14 protein-coding genes and 1 riboswitch are annotated in these 18,233 nt (G+C 50.5%); of the genes, 10 read left to right on the top strand and 4 right to left on the bottom strand.

What is annotated here, in order from left to right; all coding sequences use genetic code 11:
• Positions 1-255: 255 nt before the first annotated feature.
• From KJS63_RS22640 to KJS63_RS22615, 6 genes are all read left to right on the top strand, one after another.
• Positions 256-1,602, top strand: a complete 1,347-nt coding sequence (locus KJS63_RS22640; protein ID WP_213621190.1) for a sugar ABC transporter substrate-binding protein — start codon at positions 256-258, stop codon at positions 1,600-1,602.
• A gap of 76 nt (positions 1,603-1,678) precedes the next feature.
• Positions 1,679-2,569, top strand: a complete 891-nt coding sequence (locus tag KJS63_RS22635) for a carbohydrate ABC transporter permease (protein WP_068613427.1) — start codon at positions 1,679-1,681, stop codon at positions 2,567-2,569.
• A 17-nt stretch (positions 2,570-2,586) separates the two neighbouring features.
• The gene (locus tag KJS63_RS22630; RefSeq protein ID WP_068613428.1) at positions 2,587-3,411 is read left to right on the top strand and encodes a carbohydrate ABC transporter permease; all 825 of its coding nucleotides are present in this window, start codon (positions 2,587-2,589) and stop codon (positions 3,409-3,411) included.
• Between the two features lie 86 nt (positions 3,412-3,497).
• On the top strand, positions 3,498-5,294 hold the full coding sequence (locus KJS63_RS22625) for a cache domain-containing sensor histidine kinase (RefSeq protein WP_213621189.1): 1,797 nt from the start codon (positions 3,498-3,500) through the stop codon (positions 5,292-5,294).
• The gene (locus KJS63_RS22620; RefSeq protein WP_213621188.1) at positions 5,275-6,453 is read left to right on the top strand and encodes a response regulator; all 1,179 of its coding nucleotides are present in this window, start codon (positions 5,275-5,277) and stop codon (positions 6,451-6,453) included. Before KJS63_RS22625 ends, KJS63_RS22620 begins: the two co-directional genes overlap by 20 nt.
• Before the next feature lie 274 nt (positions 6,454-6,727).
• Positions 6,728-7,984, top strand: coding sequence for a chitinase (locus KJS63_RS22615; protein WP_213621187.1), 1,257 nt, complete (start codon positions 6,728-6,730; stop codon positions 7,982-7,984).
• Between the two features lie 235 nt (positions 7,985-8,219).
• On the opposite strand, the gene KJS63_RS22610 is transcribed toward KJS63_RS22615, so the two are convergent.
• Entirely contained in the window at positions 8,220-8,990 is a 771-nt protein-coding gene (locus tag KJS63_RS22610; RefSeq protein WP_213621186.1) for a hypothetical protein, read from the bottom strand.
• A 327-nt stretch (positions 8,991-9,317) separates the two neighbouring features.
• Between KJS63_RS22610 and KJS63_RS22605 the strand changes: the two genes are divergently transcribed.
• A complete protein-coding gene (locus KJS63_RS22605; RefSeq protein ID WP_244862739.1) occupies positions 9,318-9,905 on the top strand; it encodes a GNAT family N-acetyltransferase in 588 nt (195 codons plus the stop codon).
• Here the strand turns inward: KJS63_RS22605 and KJS63_RS22600 are convergent.
• Positions 9,893-10,441, bottom strand: coding sequence for a TetR/AcrR family transcriptional regulator (locus KJS63_RS22600; protein ID WP_213621185.1), 549 nt, complete (start codon positions 10,439-10,441; stop codon positions 9,893-9,895). The genes KJS63_RS22605 and KJS63_RS22600 overlap by 13 nt on opposite strands.
• Positions 10,442-10,585: 144 nt before the next feature.
• On the opposite strand from KJS63_RS22600, the gene KJS63_RS22595 reads away from it, so the two are divergent.
• Positions 10,586-11,506: a ketopantoate reductase family protein gene (locus KJS63_RS22595; protein ID WP_213621184.1), complete on the top strand. Its 921-nt coding sequence runs from the start codon at positions 10,586-10,588 to the stop codon at positions 11,504-11,506.
• A 617-nt stretch (positions 11,507-12,123) separates the two neighbouring features.
• Here KJS63_RS22595 and KJS63_RS22590 read toward each other — a convergent pair.
• A complete protein-coding gene (locus KJS63_RS22590) occupies positions 12,124-12,975 on the bottom strand; it encodes a helix-turn-helix transcriptional regulator (protein WP_213621183.1) in 852 nt (283 codons plus the stop codon).
• A 508-nt stretch (positions 12,976-13,483) separates the two neighbouring features.
• On the opposite strand from KJS63_RS22590, the gene fabF reads away from it, so the two are divergent.
• Both fabF and KJS63_RS22580 read left to right on the top strand, forming a co-directional pair.
• Positions 13,484-14,722 (top strand): beta-ketoacyl-ACP synthase II, encoded by a 1,239-nt coding sequence (gene fabF / locus KJS63_RS22585; protein WP_213621182.1) that lies wholly within the window; start codon positions 13,484-13,486, stop codon positions 14,720-14,722.
• Positions 14,723-14,980: 258 nt separating this feature from the next.
• Entirely contained in the window at positions 14,981-15,211 is a 231-nt protein-coding gene (locus tag KJS63_RS22580; RefSeq protein ID WP_213621181.1) for a hypothetical protein, read from the top strand.
• A 92-nt stretch (positions 15,212-15,303) separates the two neighbouring features.
• Here KJS63_RS22580 and KJS63_RS22575 read toward each other — a convergent pair whose 3' ends face one another.
• Positions 15,304-17,682 carry a UvrD-helicase domain-containing protein gene (locus KJS63_RS22575; RefSeq protein WP_213621180.1) on the bottom strand — a complete coding sequence of 793 codons (2,379 nt, stop codon included), beginning with the start codon at positions 17,680-17,682 and terminating at the stop codon, positions 15,304-15,306.
• Positions 17,683-18,011: 329 nt separating this feature from the next.
• Positions 18,012-18,121, top strand: a riboswitch (TPP riboswitch).
• Positions 18,122-18,233 lie beyond the last annotated feature (112 nt).

The raw sequence follows: 18,233 nt of genomic DNA, 5'->3' as shown, positions 1-18,233 counted from the left end.
AGCGGAATTGGTCCTGGAGAAGCGGAGCGTTTGCCTTTATTCCCGGATTGTAATAATCTATCTAATTCACGAAAATCCGGGAATAACAGCGATCGGAAGGACAATCCGCCCCGGAGCGGCTCCCGGAAGAACCTTCCCAGGCACTCCCTCACAAATCTAAAAAAAACAAACCTTACTCCTTAAATTCACAGCTTGTTGGAAGCGCTCTAATCCCTAATAATTAGCTTATACTTCAAAAAAACAGGGGGCTAAAAAATGGTACAAAAGCCGTTAAAAAGAACGCTTTCCATGATTCTCGCGGGGGCACTCACCTTGAGCCTGGCCGCATGTGGAGGCGGAACCAAAACTGAATCTGGTACTGACAACACGACTGGCTCTTCAGGAGGAGACAAACCAAGCGACAAGAAAGTCACTATCACTTTCCAAAATATTCAACCAGACCCGTCGACCCCATCTTATAAAATGACGCATGCTATCGTAGAAGAATATCAGAAAGCTAACCCGAACGTGAAAATCGAGCTGGATACGCTAAATACGGACCAGCAGAAGATGAAGCTGAAGACACAGGCGGCATCCAAGGAAGTTCCGGATATTACCATCGTGAATCCGGCGGCACAGATGAAGCCGTTCGTGGACGCGAAGCTGCTCGCTCCGTTAAATGATGTGATCGACAAGAATGGGCTGAAGGATACCTATCAACCCGGACTGCTGGATTACTACAGCTTTGACGGCAATGTGTACGCCCTGCCGGATGGAAATAACATCGAGGTTGTGTACTACAATAAAGAATTGTTCAAGCAAGCGGGAATCGACAAAGTACCAACCACATTTGACGAAATGTTGGCTGATGTTAAAGCACTCAAAGCTAAAGGAATCACACCGATTGCGATTGGAGAAAAAGACTCCTGGACGGGTTCATTCCTGTTCATGAACATCCTGCTTCGCACGAACGGCGGACCTGGATTCCTGAAAGATGTAGTTGACGGTAAGAAGAAATTTGACGATCCGGCGTTTAAGCTTGCGGTGGACCGCTTCCAAGATCTTGTCCAGGCCGGAGCATTCCCAGATGGAGCAACTTCAATTGACGCCAACGCAGGCGGTAATATCTTTAAGTCCGGTAAGGCTGCAATGTGGGTGATCGGAACTTGGGAGACCGGTGCCATTGATGCTTCTTCCGTAGCTGGTAAAGTGGGCGCATTCCAGTTCCCTACCGTGGATGGCAAGGGTAATCTGAACGAGTTCATGCTGGCTCCAGGCAGTGCGTTTGCCGTGTCAGCCAACAGCGAGCATTTGCAGGAGACCAAGGACTTCCTCAACTATTTCGCGCTTAACCTGCCTAAGAAACAGTTTGAACTTAAGAATGCCGTAGGACTTGGTCAAAAGGTGGACGGCGACCTTAAAGCCGCTGGTTATTCCGAACTTGCTATTGAAGTGGCTTCCCTCTTCAACAACATCAAAGGCGGCGATCTGGCCTTTGATAACACGATGAACCCGGCAACCGCCCAGGTTCACTTGAGCAGCATCCAGAATCTGTTCGTGCAAAAGGCCGACTCCGCCCAAGTGGCACAGGAGCACCAGGCCGCATTCGAAGCGAACAAATAAGAGGGATTATCCCTAAGCGATGCGAAGAGGCCCCGCGCTTCTTCGCATTATTTTTACACCAAAGGGGGCGAAAATCGTGAATGTGTTAAAAGTGCCCGGACGTACTATAGCCGTCTTCGTGCTGCCTTGCCTGCTTCTTTACGTGTGTATTGTATTTGTGCCAATTCTGGTCTCGTTCTACACGGGGCTCCTAAGCTGGGATGGCATCGCAGACGCGAAGTTTGTCGGCTTCAAGAACTTTGTCAACATGTTCTACAATGACCCGGTCTTCTGGCCGTCGGTCCGGCGGACTCTGCTCTACGCGGCCGCATCTATTATCGAAATTCCATTCTGTCTGCTTATGGCCATTCTGCTGAACCGTTATGTCCGCAGGGGGAATACGCTCGTATCTATTTATTTTACTCCGGTTATTCTATCGGTCGTGATTATCGGGCAGCTGTGGAAGACCATTTATAACCCAACCTCGATGGGCGGGATGCTGAACGGGGTTCTGGTCTCTCTGGGGCTGGAGAGCTGGACGCATAACTGGCTCACCGAGCCGAATATCGCGATGTTCTGTCTGTATTTTGTATCCTTATGGCAGTACTTCGGCTACCACCTGCTTATTCAATTTACGGGAATTCAGAACCTGCCAAGTGAGATTTATGAAGCTGCCAAGATCGACGGAGCCGATGGCTTCAAGGCAGACCGCTATATCACCCTGCCGCTAATCGTTCCGATTCTGAAAATATCGGTAGTTCTCGCGTTCATCGGCTCCTTGCAGGCGTTTGACCTGATTGTAGTCATGACGGGTGGCGGACCGGCACATGCTACGGACGTTATCTCCACCCATATGTACAACAGTTCGTTCTTGTCCATGAAATACGGGTATGGCAGTGCAATTGCCACCTTCCTGGTGCTGGTGTGTCTGACCTTTACCCTGGTTATTAACCTCATCTTCAGCCGTATAGAGAAAAAAGTCGGATAGAAAGGGAGTGCACGAAAATGAAATATGTCAAAAAAGGTCTCGTGTATCTTCTTTTCGCGATTCCGGTGGTCACCCAGCTGTATCCGCTGTTCTGGCTGGTCCTGTACTCGCTGAAGACCAACGAGGAGATTATGAACGGGAGCTTTTTCGCTCTCCCCAAAGCGCTTCAGTGGAATAACTACACAGAGGCCTATGAGCAGGGGAGTTATTTGAAATACCTGGGCAACAGCGTATTTGTCACTGGTGTAACCATGTTCTTCGTGATCCTGCTTAGCGCCATGGTAGCCTATGCGATTTCACGGTTCCGTTGGCGTTATGGCAACGCGGTGCTGCTGGTCTTTATGATGGGTCTGATGATTCCGCTGCAGGCCACACTGCTGCCGCTGATGATTATTTTCAAAAATGTGGGCATTCTGAACACGCACTTATCTCTGATTCTGCCATATATAGCCTTCTCCACCCCGATTGCGGTGTTCATTCTCAGCGGGTTTATGAAAGGCATACCGCATGAAATCGAGGAGTCCGCTTTTGTGGATGGGGCCAGTGTATACCGGATTTTCCGCAGCATCATTATTCCGATTTCAATTCCGCCGATGATGACGGTCTGTATTCTGACCTTTATTACGATTTGGAATGAGTATATTATGGCGGCGACGTTCATTTCCTCCGAGAAGCTGAAGACCCTTCCATTCGGGGTATACACGTTCGTGAGCCAGTATTCTGTCAATTACGGGAATATCGGGGCATTCTTGATCATGGGGGCACTGCCGGTTATCCTGATCTACTTCGTCCTATCCGAGCGTATTACGAAAGGAATGGTCGCTGGGGCGGTCAAAGGATAAAATTATTGAATTGCCGGGTTCACCCAGCCCTACTATAATAGAGAAAGGTAAGCAGCAGGACATCTGGAGGGGAGGGGGATAATCCTTTGCGAAGAGGCTTTCATTCCATAAACCACAGGTTGTTCCTGCTGTTTTTATTTTGTATGTCGGGCATTGTGCTCGTGGTGAGCCTGCTCTATTACAACCGGAATACCGAGCAGTACCATGACAAAATCAGTGACCTGGCTCAGAAGAACGTGTCACAGACCGTCGGATTATTCGATTTGCTGTATAAGGGGTATGACAGTTTGTCGAAAACGCTGAGCAACAACTTCGACATGGTCCGCAAGCTGAATGAGAATTATACGGAGCCGGCCATGGCATATATTACAGAGCAGTCGATTACGAATATGATCGGGGCGATTTTTTATTCCCGGGACGATCTGGTGGGAATCCACGTAATTACGGATAAAGGCAAGATATATAACTACGGCAACTATATTAATGTGGTAGACCCGAATTATAAGGAACAGACATGGTATAAGCAAATTCAGGAATCCACCGGTAAAATGGTCTGGCTTGGCGTCTTCCCGCACTCGCTGATCGATCAGAATGAGAGCCGGCCGGTATTTGCCTTCGGCCGGCAGATTTTTGACCTCGACGAGCACAAGCGGATCGGCATCGTGCTGTATGAGACGAATCCGAAGCCGATCCTTGAGGCTCTGGATAATCTTAAGCTGGGACAGCATACGAATGTGTATGTCGTCTCCCAGGACGGAAGGATGGTGCCGACTACAATCACTCCGCAGCAGGCTCCTGAGGTGAAGATTCCTGAGCTCGGAGACAAGAGCAAAGTGAAGGTGCAGCAGGATGAGGGGCATCTGTTGATTGCCTCCCGGCTGCCTTTTACGGATTGGTCGGTTGTCAGCATCACGCCGGATAAGGATTTAAATGTCGAACTGATGCAGATGAAGCGGTATCTGTTCATTGTAGTCTCCATTCTTATTATTGTATCCGCTCTCATTGCTTCCATTGTGTCCAAAACGTTCTCTTCCCCTCTGAAGCGGTTGATTCGTGAAATGAAACAGGTGGAAATGGGGAACTTCCGGGGGGAACTGAATGTTACATCTTATCAGGAAATCAACATCCTGGTGGCTTCGTTCAACCGGATGGTGAAACGGATTGAGGAGCTGATCGAGAGGGTGAAGATTTCTTCTGTCAGTGAGAAGAATGCGGAAATCCACGCGCTGCAGTCCCAGGTGAATCCACATTTTCTGTACAACACCCTGGATATGATCTACTGGATGCTGGATGAGAACGGGGAGGGCAATGAAGAGCTGGGCGAAATTGTCTTGTCCCTCTCCCATATGTTCCGTTACAGCAGCCATTGGGAAGAGGGCGCTGAAGTTACGCTCCGGGAGGAATTCGAGCAAATCGGCCATTATTTGACTATTATTCAGTTCCGGCTGGAGGGCAGGCTGAAGGTGGAGATGGACGCGGATGAGCGCTGGATGAACATCCGGATTCCGAAGATGACCCTTCAACCGGTTATCGAGAATGCGGTGAAGCATGGGCTCGAATCTCTGGGGAGCAGGCAGGGGATTCTCCGCGTGACGGTCCGCCAGGATGGGAAGAATCTGGGCATTATGATTGCCGATAATGGCTGTGGAATGGAGCAGATGGCGTTAACTAAGCTGATTGCTTCTCTGGACGAGCGGCGCCCGTCCGGGAAAGGGCCAGGAGGAATCGGGCTGCAGAATCTTCATTTGCGGCTGAAGCATATGTTCGGGGAGGAGTACGGCCTAAGGATCTACAGTATGCCTGGAGAAGGTACTACCGTGACCATTGTCATCCCACTGCCACAGAGCCAAGGAGGAGAAGAGCATGAATATTCTGATCGCTGATGACGAACGCGCAATCCGGGAGGGGATTAAGCGGACGATCGAGCAGATGTGTCCGGAGGATAACGTTCATCTCGCGGCTTCAACGATGGAGGCTGTACAGATTATGGGAAGCCAGCGAATTGATATTGTGCTGACCGATATTCTGATGCCGGGCATGAATGGACTTGAATTCATGAAAATATCCAAGCACCGTTACCCGCTCGTCAAATGGGTGGTGATCTCCGCACATTCGGAGTTCTCCTTCGCCCAGGAGGCGGTCCGGCTGGGAGCAAGGGATTATCTGCTCAAGCCCATCGGCAAGAAGCGTCTGATTGAGCTCATTGAGAGTCTCAAGCAGGAGATTTGGCAGGAGAGCGAGCGGGTCCGTGAGGCGGAGAAGCTTCGCAGAAATCTGAAGCTTCTGCATGAAGGCGTCTTCCGAAGACTGGCTTCGGGCTTGGACACAGGGAATCTGGATATTCGTCCGTTTATCCAGGAGTATCCAGAGTTTAATCTGATCATGGTACAGCTTGAGCTGACGGAGATGAATCCTGCGCTGGAGCACTTTATTGTGGAAAATGTCCTTTCGGAGCTAATTGACACCCATGGCAGAGGGCTGGTCATCAGCTATGATCGGGATTGCCTACTGGGATTAGCCTCCTTGGATGAGGAGAACCGTCTGGATGACTTTAAGAGTCTGATTAAAGGGCATTTGACTCATTATTTGAAGGTGCCGTTCCATATTGCAATGTCCGCGCTTGTTCAGGATTTCAAGGCGGTCCCTGAGCTGGTGCTGCAAATGAGGCAGGCTTCGGCAGCTCAATCTGCCCAGCCGGTGAAGGGAAGTGGGGAGAAGTCGATCGAAGATGCCCTGGAGTATATTAAGGAGCATTACAGTGAAGAGCTGTCCTTGGAGAAGGTGGCCTCTGTGGTGTATCTCAACCCGGCTTATTTCAGCCAGTTGTTCAAGCTGAAAACAGGCCAAGGGTATAAGGATTACGTCATTTCCCTTCGGCTGGAGCAGGCCAAGAAGCTTCTGCTCAACCCGCAGCTCCGTCTTGCAGAGATTGCAGAGCGCATCGGTTATCAGGATATGCGTCACTTTACCCAGGTGTTCCGCAGGAAATATGGACAGACGCCTACCGAGTTTCGTCACAAGCAAAAGGTGAATGTCATCTGAATAGAAGCAAGCTGTTCGGAGATCCCGGCAGCTTTTTTGTATTCTTGAAAATGCTCCCTATTAAGACAAATGCTTGTAATATGCCACAACTTTCCCAGTATAAATTAGAGAGTCCTTTAATTAAGCCTATGTAGTGGGGTGCTCGACCATACAATATCCCAATTTTAATCCCTATAATGAAGATGGAATATATGGATGAATCCCTAGATATACATGAATAGTCCACCTTAGATGGATTGATACATACCATTAACTTGGCCAAAGGAGAATGTGCATGAGGGAATGGAAGCTTCCTTTTTCAGAAAAAATTGTAGGGCGCACCTTAACGGCTGCATTGGGTGCGGCCTTGTTGGTAACCCCGCTGGAAGTCCTTGCGGCTCCTGATTCCGCTGCAGCAGCGGCTGCTTCCACAAAGACAGCTGCCGCAGCTAAATTTGAAAGCGCTACCCTTAATAAGGGGGATATGGGGGTTGGACAGAGCCGTGTGCTGAATGACAAGCAGATCAAACAGCTGTGGAACGGGATTGATCCGAGGTTCCTGCCGGACAACGCAGTTGTTGCAGTCAAGGCGGTCCTTCCCGAGAAAGAGTATGAAGCGCTCTTCCCGTACAGGCTCGGCTCGGCCGAGTGGCACAAGGCTGCTGAAGGCAAAGAGTACAACGATCCGAACCAGGGTGACTACTATGCCTATCAGAATTTGATCGGCGCGGTTACTGCGGTGGCCAATATTAAATACAAGGTGAGCTACCGCGAGGGAAGTCCGGGTGTCCAGGAAATCTACCGTCTTGATAAGAAGACTAAGAAGGAAACTCTGGTCGCAAGGACCGATGATTATAATAAATCGGCAAACTTGAAAAAGAAGGTCATAACCGAAATTGTGGATTTCGGCTCATTTCTGCAGGAAGGCAGCGATCGGGACCGCAAGCGGGATTTGGCTGCCCTGCTGGCGAATCTGTCTCATGAGACTGGCGGGGGCGCGGCCGATTCTCCGGGAGGCGAGCTGAGATGGGGCTTGTTCTGGAACCAGAACATTGCCGGCAGAACCGGGGCGAATATGTCAGCCTTCGTGGACCCGGAAAGTGCCAAGCTGTATCCGGGTGTTGCGGGCAAACGGTATTATGGCCGCGGTCCAATTATGATGAGCTGGAATTTCAATTATGGTCTGATTAGCTCTATTATCTACGGGGATAAAAACGTGCTGTTGAAGAACCCTGAATCGGTTGCCGAGGACGGCAAGCTCGGATTCATGACTGCACTAATCTTCTGGCTGACCCCGCAAGCACCGAAGCCGTCAGCTCATGATGTCATGGTCGGCAAATGGAAACCGGGCAAGGAGCAGACTGCCAAGGGGTTGACCCCTCCAGGATTCGGAGTAAGTGTCATGGTGCTTAACGGACTTGAAGCGAACCTGGGTGAGGTGGACGGTAGTCCGATCAAGCGCCGGGCAGGCCATTACCGGGACATCACGGCCAGAATGGGGCTGAATGTTATAGGCGAGAAGATGGATACTCTGGGCATGAAGCCGTTCTAAACCCGGCAAGCGTGAGTTGGTCCCAACAAAGCGGCAGCGATCGCCTTTAGGAGTGGGTTCCAGCCTCAGCCTATATACATTCAGGGAACCCGAGAGGGGCACAGCCGCAGGACCATTCAGCTGTGCAAATGAGTTTGGTAACCCGGCCCGGCTTGCCATAGAATGGGACCGTCCCTAAACGCCATCTAGGATGGCTTGGGGGACGGTCTCATCGTATTAGCAGGTCAAATTCCGCTTATTTAGCGGCGGAAATTTGCTGCTTGGCTGTGGCTATAATCCCGCTGATCTTGTTCTCAAGGGCATGAATCCCCTTCTTCTGCTCTAGAATCCGCCGGGTGAGCGACACAAGGTTGTCCAAGGAGTCGGCAGCCCGCTTGGCCTCTCCTTTCTTTGCAAGCTGCTTGAAATCAGACCACTCCGCTGACAGGCGCTTCTTAGGGACATCCGCTGCGCCTTTAGCTGATTTAATCTGCAGCTTCAAACCGGTAATGGCGGAAAGTGTAGAGCGGACCGCCTTAATCTTGCGGGCCTTCTCGTCCTTAGCCGCTTTCAGCTGCTTCTCCTTCAGACGAATATCTTCACGGGCAAGCTGCACAGCAATCTTCAACTCTCCCGCCTTCTTCGTGCCGCTGACCGAGCTATAGAGCACAAATAACGGCTTGTATTTGTCCTTGGTCATCTGTACCTTTGATGTCAGCTCCGCAACCTTGTTGGCATCGATAAGTTTGATCTCCTTGCGGACGGCTACCAGAGCCTGCTCACTGGCAAAGTGCACGCCTTTAATTGTGTTATCAAGTGCAGTTTCTTGGGCAAGCAGGGTGCCGAGCTCCGTATACGCCGATGTTATCCGGCTCTTTAGGGCCGCATCTGCGGAAGCTGCGGTCTTCTCAACCGTTGTCTTTACCGTATCGGTCAGCTGAAGAGATGCCCCAAGGGCTGCGGCTGGAGCAGCCGCCGTGAGTACGGCCGTTAGAACCACTGCGGCAATTTTCTTGTTCATGTTCATTACATCATCATCCTCCTTAAATTTGTGGAACGCTAAAAATTGCGAACTAGCGGGCTGGATCGGCAGGTTGGAGATAACATATTACTTAACCCGGCTACCGGCTAACAACCATAACGCTCCTTCCTAAAAACATTTGAATACACAGAAAAGCACCGGCAAGAAAGGCGATTCGCCTAATCTTACCGGTGCTTCCGTGTAAGTACATATGTTTGCATTTAATATACAAAATTAACCAAAATGTGTCAAGTGTTGATTGAACAAGATTTGACGTCCTCTTCGTCATCTTGCTAATATAGGTGCACCAATTTATTCAGACGAGGTGCTGTCATGACTATTCGCATTATGCAAGCCGATCTAAACTCTGACATCAGGGCCTCCATTGCCGAAATAGGGGACGCGGAAGCCGTACAGGGGCTAATGCTCGCTACAGCAAGGTGGCTTCATAGCCGGGGAAGCACACAGTGGGGCGGGCTGCTAAAGGGCCATGACGATCACAATGTTCCGGCTGCGATCGACCGCGGAGAGGTAATTCTGTTCAGGAACCGGGAAGACGGGGAGCTGGCGGGAATGGTGCTCCTTCAGCAGCAGCCAAGCGCTTGGGACCGGGAATTGTGGGAGCTGGGTCCCGAGGCAGCCGATGATTATAATAATCCTGATCACCAAAAAGATCCTGGTACCTCTATTTACCTCCATCGGTTAATGGTTAACCGAAGCTATGCTGGGACAGGCCTCGGACGAAGTATCCTGGCCTGGGTGGAGACGGGTGCCGCCTATGATGGTAAAGACAGAATACGTTTAGACTGTATAGCGCACAATGAGAGTTTGAACCGCTTCTATCCGAGCTGCGGGTATACCTACATGGGCGGGAATGGTATGTTCAATACTTACGAAAAAATGCTGCCTTATTTCGAATAGGGCGTAATCCCCTTTGTATACAGGTTGTCCACTAACATGAAAAATTCCTCTGACGATAAATCCTTTTGGCGCTGGAGCCAAAGACGAAATAAAGAAAGGGATGTTGAAAGGTAAAACTCAACCAAGTATGGTGTTATGGTGTGGTTTTGCGGAAAATTTAATTCCAATCTATCCAGGGCGATTTCTCTTTTTAAGCGATTTAAAAACCGGGTGCTTCCATAATCGCCCAGGATGGCAGTGAGAATCGTGAGATATTCCCTTTTGTCCAAACAATGGAGCGCATTTTGGACCGTGTGCATAGATAATTCTTTATTCGCCAACTCTTCTTTTATGTAGTTCAATAAATTAGTTTCAACAAAGTCTAACAGTTCGTAAATATCAGAAAAGTATTGATAAAATGTACTGCGGTTATATCCTGACTTGTTCGCAATCTCTTGAATGGAGATTTTTTCAATCGGCTTTTGGCTATATAACTCACAAAACACATCTATAAAAATTTGTTTTGTTTTCTCCGTTATTTCTGGCTGCTTTTTCATTTCATACCCCTATTCGAACAAGAATATCATCCGACAAATAATAAAAAACTGATGGTTGATAAAGGAATACTAAAGACCTATGATCCCATTATACAACATGTTGTCTGATGATTATAAGGAAATGTGAACAATAGGGGTGGTTCTATGTCCGTAAAACAAAATAGAGTTCTAATTTTTGGTGCAGGTGTTATAGGCAGCGCATATGCAATCAAATTCATTGAGGCAGGAATTGACGTCACTCTGTTTGCGAGTTCTAATAGATTTACAACATTGAAAGAAAATGGCCTTCAATATTATGAAAAAGGTGCGGTTAAATCTGTAAAAGTAAATGTCATTGATACGCTTGAAAATGATGATGTGTATGATTATATTTTCGTTACCGTTCGTTACGATCGATCCGAATCAGCGTTGTCAGCATTAAAAGGCAATCAAAGCCACAATATTGTTACGATGATTAGCAATTCAATAGGATTCTCTTCGTGGCTGGATATTGTAGGAGATAGGCTTTTACCAGCTTTCCCCGGTGCCGGCGGACAGATTAAAGATGGAGTTTTGTATGCCCGGTTTCCACCAAAGGTTCTGGTGGCCACTGTGTTTGGAGAAATTAATGGTTCAGTGACAGAACGTGCAGAAAACCTCGCAAAATTATTTGAAACAGCCAAACTTCCCTACGCAATTAATAAGGATATGAAAGCTTACCTAATTACACATTCAGTATCGGACATTGCCATGCTTAGTGTTTTACATTCTGAGAATAAGATCATTGATGAAAAAACAGCTAAAACCAGAAAAACAGCACATAAAATAACAATCACTTTAAAAACGTATTTAAAGGCAATCCAAAAAGCTGGCATTACGATTAATCCATCTGCACTCAAAATTATGCTTAAATTCCCTGATTTGATTTTGGATTTATTCTTTATGATATGGCTCCGGACTAAAATGGTTAAAGATATGATGCTGCCGGATTATGCGAGTAGCGCTAACAATGAAATTGTGCGGTTGAATAACGATTTATTGAAGTTGTTAAATCAAAATAATATCGACTTGGGAATATATGAGTAATCTATGACCTTGTAAATTTATAGGCGTTATTGTTGATATTGAACGGTTCTCAATATATTAAGAGCAAAAATACAATGGTGTATACACAGCCCATGACCATGTGATTTTGGAAATAAGAACCTTTTAATTTCGCATGGTCATGGGCTAATTTACATATTATCAAGCACTCTACTATATAAGACTAGGGAAATATAGTTGTCGTTTCACCTCTTTGACATCTTGCAGGGGAGGGAGACCAAACAGGCGGCGGTATTCCCGGTTAAATTGGGAGGAGTAATTGAGTATTACTTGATCGAGTAATGACTTTGGGGTGTCATTTTCATTAGTTCGTTAAGCTACCGGATACGTTAGTTAAATGACAACAGCGGCAGTCTAAGACTTTATTTTTCAAGTCTTGGTCCGCCGCTGTTTCTTTTAATGGATCAGTCTAAAAGTTTATTTTCACCGAACACGGGTCCGCCCTTTCTGTTTCAAGTCTAGTGCGTTGAGAATAAGCACATGTTGCTTCGCCGCGTGTTGGAGTCCCCTAAGGTTTAATGCTGCCATCCTGGTAATCTTGGATCATTAGGACGATGATCAGGATGATCGGCCCAAATGTTGAATCCGGAACCTCCGGTTCAGCCCCGGCTGGTGCCCTCCATCAGCCGCGCCAGCTTGGCTTCCGTCTTCGAGCTTTGGACAGGAGTATATACACTGCATCGGAGATCCGCATGACCCTGGACCTGAAGGGAGGTTAGATCAAACAGCATCTTGCCCACCTTGGCGTGGCGGAATTCAATCAGCACTTCAGGAGCAGTGCTCACCGCGCTTTCATTCCACAAATCCCGGAAGTCCGGATAATTCTGGGTCATATCCTGGACAAAATCCGAGTACCATGGGTCCGCAACATACTGGCCATAGTAGGCCCGGAAGATGGCCAGAAATCCACGCACGAAATGCTCCCAGTTCACGGCAAGGCTCCGCAGCTCTTTTTTGGTGAAGAGCAGCTTGATCATATTTCGTTCCTGCTCGGGGACCATCTTGAAATCCAGAAATACATGAGCGGCCGCCGCATTCCAGCCCACAATGTGACATCTGCGGTCCGAGATGATGGTGGGGCAGTACCGCAGCTCTTGAAGAATCCGGGACAGGGACGGGCTGATGGCCGGATTGTCCCCGGTATCCGCAGGCTTCGTATGCATGCTTGACTCTAAAGCAAGGTCATATAAATATTTCCGTTCATCAGTATTGAGCTGCAGCGCACCGGCAATGGCGTCCAGCACAGACGGGGAAACTTTGATGTCGCGCCCCTGCTCCAGCCAGGTGTACCAGGTGGTGCTGACCCCGGCAAGAGCCGCTACCTCTTCTCTTCTAAGGCCCGGAGTTCTGCGCCGTGTGCCCGGCGGGAGTCCTACGGTATGGGGGTGGATTTTGGAGCGCTGAGCTTTGAGAAATTCGGACAATGCTTCAAGACGGGCTTCCGGTTTCATGGCAGACGTCCTTTCGGTGTTATTGTAGTGTTAATTATACTAGGATAAACAGAAACTTGTAATAGGATAACTAAAGGATAAAATAAATAGCATGAACGAACTTTCCCAGTCGCGGTACTCCGTAAGACGGGCTCACTCCGCGTGCTGGACGGGCAGGCTTGCTCCAGTGGCTGGCTTGTACAGTGGTTGAACAAAAAATGAGGCTGCACAACTAGTCCGTTAAATCCAGTCACTTAAAAAGACAGTGTTTTATTAGGGATGGTTTTGTGAAGCTTGTGCCTACGTCTTCCTGAGGGCACGGTGCAAGGTTCTGGGCAGTCAGATGACTACCGCCATAAACAGCCTGGAGTAGCTGGGAGCTATGGAGGAATACAGGAAATCAGGTGACTACGGCAATTAACCGGCTTATTTATACGCTGCTAGATCACAGTAGTTACCTTCAGGAAGATAAAGATGTGTAGGCTTAGTTCAGATGTAATGAGAAGTTAATGCAAAGGAGAGAGGATATATGGAAAGAGTTGTGATCACAGGAATGGGGATTTTATCCCCGCTAGGCAATGATCTAAACACATTTTGGTCTGGGCTTAAGGAAGGCCGGTCTGGAATCAGCAGGATTGATTCCTTTGATGTATCGGCCTATAAGACACAGATCGCAGGGCAGGTCAGAGGGTTGGATCCGGAAGGACGCTGGGGACGTAAGGAGGCAAGAAAAATGGATCGCTTCAGCCAGCTGGGACTCGCGGCTGCGGAGCAGGCGCTGGAGCATTCCGGCCTTAAGCTGGATGAGATCGACCGGGAGCGCCTTGGCGTGTATGTAGGCTCGGGCATTGGAGGCATCGAGACGCTGGTGAACAATGTGGAGCTGCTGAATGAGCGAGGGCCAGGACGGGTCAGTCCGACTCTGGTACCTATGATGATCTCCAATATGGCCGCTGCAATGATCAGTATCCGGCTCGGCTCCATGGGCCCGTCCCTGTCACCGGTAACTGCCTGTTCAATTGGGAATACGGCGATCGGTGAGGCTTTCCGCGTCATCGCATGCGGGGAGGCGGATATAATTTTTGCCGGAGGGACGGAAGCTGCGGTTAATCCGCTGGCATTAGCCGGATTTGGCAACGCGAAATCTCTCTCTGTGCGAAATGATGAGCCGGAGAAGGCCAGCCGGCCTTATGACAAAGACCGCGACGGCTTTGTCATGGGTGAGGGCGCGGGTATCCTGGTATTGGAATCCCTGTCCCATGCACTCAGAAGGGGAGCGCAGATCTACGGGGAAGTCATCGGGTATGGAGCCAGTTCGGATGCGTATCATATGGTGGCTTCGCACCCCGAGGGAACCGGAGCCTACCTGGCGATGAAGAGCGCGGTTCGCTCGGCCGGAATCACCACAGAGGATATTGACGTGATCAGCGCACATGCCACAAGCACTCAAGTTGGGGACGCGGCAGAGGCCGTAGCGATTAAGAAGCTGCTTGGCGAAGGCGCTTTGAGGGTTCCGGTTACGGCTAATAAATCCATGCTGGGTCACATGTTCGGCGCCGCCGGGGGAGCAGAGGCGATTGCTCTTGTTCAGAGTCTGAGGGAAGGTATTATCCCGCCCACGATTAACCTCGATCAGCCGGATGAGGGCTATGATCTGGATTTCGTGCCGAACACGGCGCGTGCCGCATCCCTCCAAATCGGGTTATCGAATTCGTTCGGATTCGGTGGTCATAATGCTGTGATTGTGCTGAAGAAATATGAGCAGTAAACGGACGTTCTAACAAGCTTGGACTGAGTCTAAGTGCGCGCGGCGGCTAGTTCAGAGCCTATTTAAGTAAGAAGGTTAGCAGAAAATTAAAGTTAGAAGCTTTGGAAATTAGATTAGAGTTAGCAGAGTTGGCCGAAATTGAAGTTAACAGGCGTTAGCAGGAATATACAAGTAAAGTAAGTCTTGCGGGATTTTGTGTAAGGGAACCTCCGGACATGTTGTGAGGAGTCGGGAGTTTGCAGTAATTGAACAAGCCCCATGATGCAAGGGAGAGCATTCTGCATCATGGGGCTTGTTGTGGTTCTTCCTGCTTGGCAGGGTAGAGCGCAAGCTGTGCCACGCAGCGATAGCTTGGCCGCATGCCAGCTGCTCGGGAGAGGGCACGAGGAGCGCAGTGAAGCGATCCTCCGGGCGGTGCGGCATGTGGTGCGTAGCGTGGCGGATTCGGGCGATGGCACGTGGTACGCAGCGGTGAACGGTTCCGGTTGAGCGGTACGCAGATGTGTCGCCCGCCCGGAACCATGACATCCTGGGCAGCGTGCTGATTGCCGCTGCCCGCAAGACCGGGACGTGCCGGACAATTACACCGGCACGCCCTTCTTGCCCCTGTGCATGGGCTTCCCGCACAGGGGGCAGGGCTTCGCGGCGAGGTGCTCATCCCTCGCCGACACCCGGGTCCAGGCGATACAGCCTGGACCTTGGCACAGCCAGGCGGCGACGGTATGCGTCTGCCCCGCCGCTTGGCTGCGGCTGCGGGCTGCCCCCGTGCCCGCAGCCGTGCCCGTGCCCCGAGCGCTGTGCGGACTCGGGGCCGCTCCCCGGGCGTGCGCAGCGCCCGGGGAAGTCTCCCGGCTGCGGGAGCGCGATGCGCCCGCAGCCGCCAAGGCGCCTTCGGCTGCGTCGCCACCGAAGGCCGAGAGCAGAAAGCGGGAGACGGCCGCTTTCTTGCCGCGGTACCTCGCGGGGGAGCTGATGATCAGCTCCTCCTTGGCACGGGTGATCGCGACGTAGGCGAGCCGCCGCTCCTCTTCAAGGGCTGCTGCGCTTTTGCCCGCTCCGCCCGCCTCAGGATAGGCGGTATCGTTCATCCGGTCGGCCTCGATGGCCGAGCTGTGCGGGAGACTGCCTTCGATGGCTCCGATCAGCATAACGACCGGGAATTCGAGTCCCTTGGAGCGATGAATGGTCATCAGGGCCACGCGGTCGCCCTGCTCCTGGGATTTGTCGGCGCTCCGCTCCCGGCTTTTCTGAATCACATCGCTAATAAAGCCAAGGAAGCTTGCCACCGTGTCGAACCGTTCTGCCGAAGCCTCCAGCTCGTCCAGCATTTCCTTGATCATTTCCTTGTGCTGGGTCAGCAGCTTGCGCTCATCCGCTTCCACATAGGCGTTGTAGAATTTCTCCCGCATCATGGCGATAGCAGCTGCAGGACGCATGGAGGACAAGCTTCGGATCAGCTGCAGCCTGTCTTTGATTTTGGCGAGCTGAAAGTCCTTCAAGCCGGATAGGGTTAGCAGATGAACAAGCGGCCCTTTCTTGGCCCGCTGGGATTCCTGCTGCACAATATGGGACATGCCGCGCTCCCGATTGATGTAGAGCGTGGGCAGCACACTTTCCATGGCTGTAAAGTCCCTGCGGTTCAGCCCCAGCCTTAGATGGTCCACCAGCGGAAGAACCAGGGCATTCTCATAGAGCAGCTGGCCATCCCCGTATTCAATGTACGGGATCTCCCGGATCATCAACTGCTCCAGGATAGCCCGATTGTTGCTGGATGATCTGTAGAGGATGGCGTAGTCGCCGTAGGACCGTTTTCCAGTGAGAACCTCATGTTCAATCCGGTCGAGCGCATGGCGGGCTTCCTCGTCACTCGACAGCGGGCGGGTGTACACCGGGCTGCCTGGGCCGGATTTGGCGGCTCGCAGAGTTTTGCTGCGGCGCAGTTTATTATGCCGGATTACTTCATTGCCGAGACCAACGATCCGCGCTCCCGAGCGGTAATTAATATCCAAGGTAATTACCTTGGCGGAAGGATACGTCTGTTCAAATTTTAAAATATACTCGCTGCGCGCCCCGTTGAAGGAGTAGATCGTCTGGTCGTCGTCTCCCACCACCATCAGATGGTTCTGCGGGGCGGCGATCATTTTTACCAGCTCATATTGAAGGTGGTTCGTATCCTGGAACTCATCTACCATGATATAGCGGAACCGGTCCTGCAGCGTCTTTAGCAGAGCGGGATTGTTCTTGAGCATGCGATAAGCCAGGATCAGGACATCATCGAAATCCATTTTCTCGTGATCCAGCTTCCACTGTTCATATTGGAGGAGAATCCGTTTGATCTCCCGTTCGGTGACACTGTCTTCGGGTATATCCTGAATGTCGGTTAGACTCGTTTTGTAGGAGGAGAGGACGGATAACAACGTCTCCGGCTGATAGGCGTCCTGCAGTCCCATCTCCCGCATTATCTGTTTTAATAAAATATGCTGTCTGCGCATTTCGTTCCAGATTTCCAGTTCATTTCCCTGTCTGCGGATCAATTGAAGGAAGAAGGAGTGGAAGGTTCTGGCCTGAAGCAGCCGGATATCGTGGGGGTGGATGCCCGGAAGAACCGCGATACGGTCTCTCATCTCCGCCGCAGCCTTGCTGGAGAAGGTCAGGAGCAGGATCTCCCTTGGGTCGACTCTTCTTACCGAGAGCAAATAGCCCGTCCGGCAGATAAGAACGGAGGTTTTGCCTGATCCGGCTCCGGCCAGCGTAAGCAGCGGCCCTTGAAAGTGCCGGACAGCAGAAATTTGCGGTGGATTCAGCAGAATACCGCTTGCTTCAAGCGTGCGGAAATACGCCGCATCGGGTTCACCTGGACCGACGATGTCACGGCTGGTCCGCTCGGCGGCGATCCGGGCTTCCGGTATGTTCCGGCGGGCCGCACCCGCGGGAAGTGTATTGTAAATGGATTCACCCATGTCATTCACCTTTATCTTTTTATTCAGCTTAAAAGCATACCTCTATTCTTCCAAACATACAATAGAAGAGGGCTGGGAAGAGAGGCGGGAAGCTAGCTGGGAAAATGGCCAGATAGAGAGTTGAAGGCGGGCTTGCAGCAGCATTGGACTCTCAGTAACCTTAGCTTGCAGCAGCATAGAACTCCCGGTTATCTTGGCTTGGCAGCAACACGGAGTCTCTCAGTCACCGTAGCTTGAAGCAATACAGACCCTCAACCATCCCAGCTTGAAGCACTCCAGACTCTATCGTTGTAAATCTATCATAATTGGGTTAAGATGGTACCGACAACTGCATATCAAGCGGGAGCTCAAGGTTTGGGCTGAGAGGATAGGAATTCCACTATCGACCGTTATACCTGATCTGGGTAATGCCAGCGGAGGAATTGAAATGGACGAAGCTGTCCGCTTCAAGAGACCATTTATTTTATAAACACATGATTGTACCGGTACGATGCGCGTATATTCCGGCTCTGTAATGGGGCAGGATGCAGCAGCCAGCCGGGCTTCCAAGT

It is taken from the genome of Paenibacillus sp. J22TS3 (genome assembly GCF_018403205.1).
Taxonomy (GTDB): domain Bacteria; phylum Bacillota; class Bacilli; order Paenibacillales; family Paenibacillaceae; genus Fontibacillus; species Fontibacillus tuaregi.
The sequence above is the reverse complement of the archived record's forward strand: the minus strand, read 5'-3'. Positions and strand labels throughout refer to the sequence as shown.

Coding starts and splice junctions, on each gene's coding strand:
- KJS63_RS22640 (WP_213621190.1), top strand. CDS start 256: ATGGTACAAAAGCCGTTAAAAAGAACGCTTTCCATGATTCTCGCGGGG.
- KJS63_RS22630 (WP_068613428.1), top strand. CDS start 2,587: ATGAAATATGTCAAAAAAGGTCTCGTGTATCTTCTTTTCGCGATTCCG.
- KJS63_RS22620 (WP_213621188.1), top strand. CDS start 5,275: ATGAATATTCTGATCGCTGATGACGAACGCGCAATCCGGGAGGGGATT.
- KJS63_RS22615 (WP_213621187.1), top strand. CDS start 6,728: ATGAGGGAATGGAAGCTTCCTTTTTCAGAAAAAATTGTAGGGCGCACC.
- KJS63_RS22610 (WP_213621186.1), bottom strand. CDS start 8,990: ATGAACATGAACAAGAAAATTGCCGCAGTGGTTCTAACGGCCGTACTC.
- KJS63_RS22605 (WP_244862739.1), top strand. CDS start 9,318: ATGACTATTCGCATTATGCAAGCCGATCTAAACTCTGACATCAGGGCC.
- KJS63_RS22600 (WP_213621185.1), bottom strand. CDS start 10,441: ATGAAAAAGCAGCCAGAAATAACGGAGAAAACAAAACAAATTTTTATA.
- KJS63_RS22595 (WP_213621184.1), top strand. CDS start 10,586: ATGTCCGTAAAACAAAATAGAGTTCTAATTTTTGGTGCAGGTGTTATA.
- KJS63_RS22590 (WP_213621183.1), bottom strand. CDS start 12,975: ATGAAACCGGAAGCCCGTCTTGAAGCATTGTCCGAATTTCTCAAAGCT.
- fabF (WP_213621182.1), top strand. CDS start 13,484: ATGGAAAGAGTTGTGATCACAGGAATGGGGATTTTATCCCCGCTAGGC.
- KJS63_RS22580 (WP_213621181.1), top strand. CDS start 14,981: ATGATGCAAGGGAGAGCATTCTGCATCATGGGGCTTGTTGTGGTTCTT.
- KJS63_RS22575 (WP_213621180.1), bottom strand. CDS start 17,682: ATGGGTGAATCCATTTACAATACACTTCCCGCGGGTGCGGCCCGCCGG.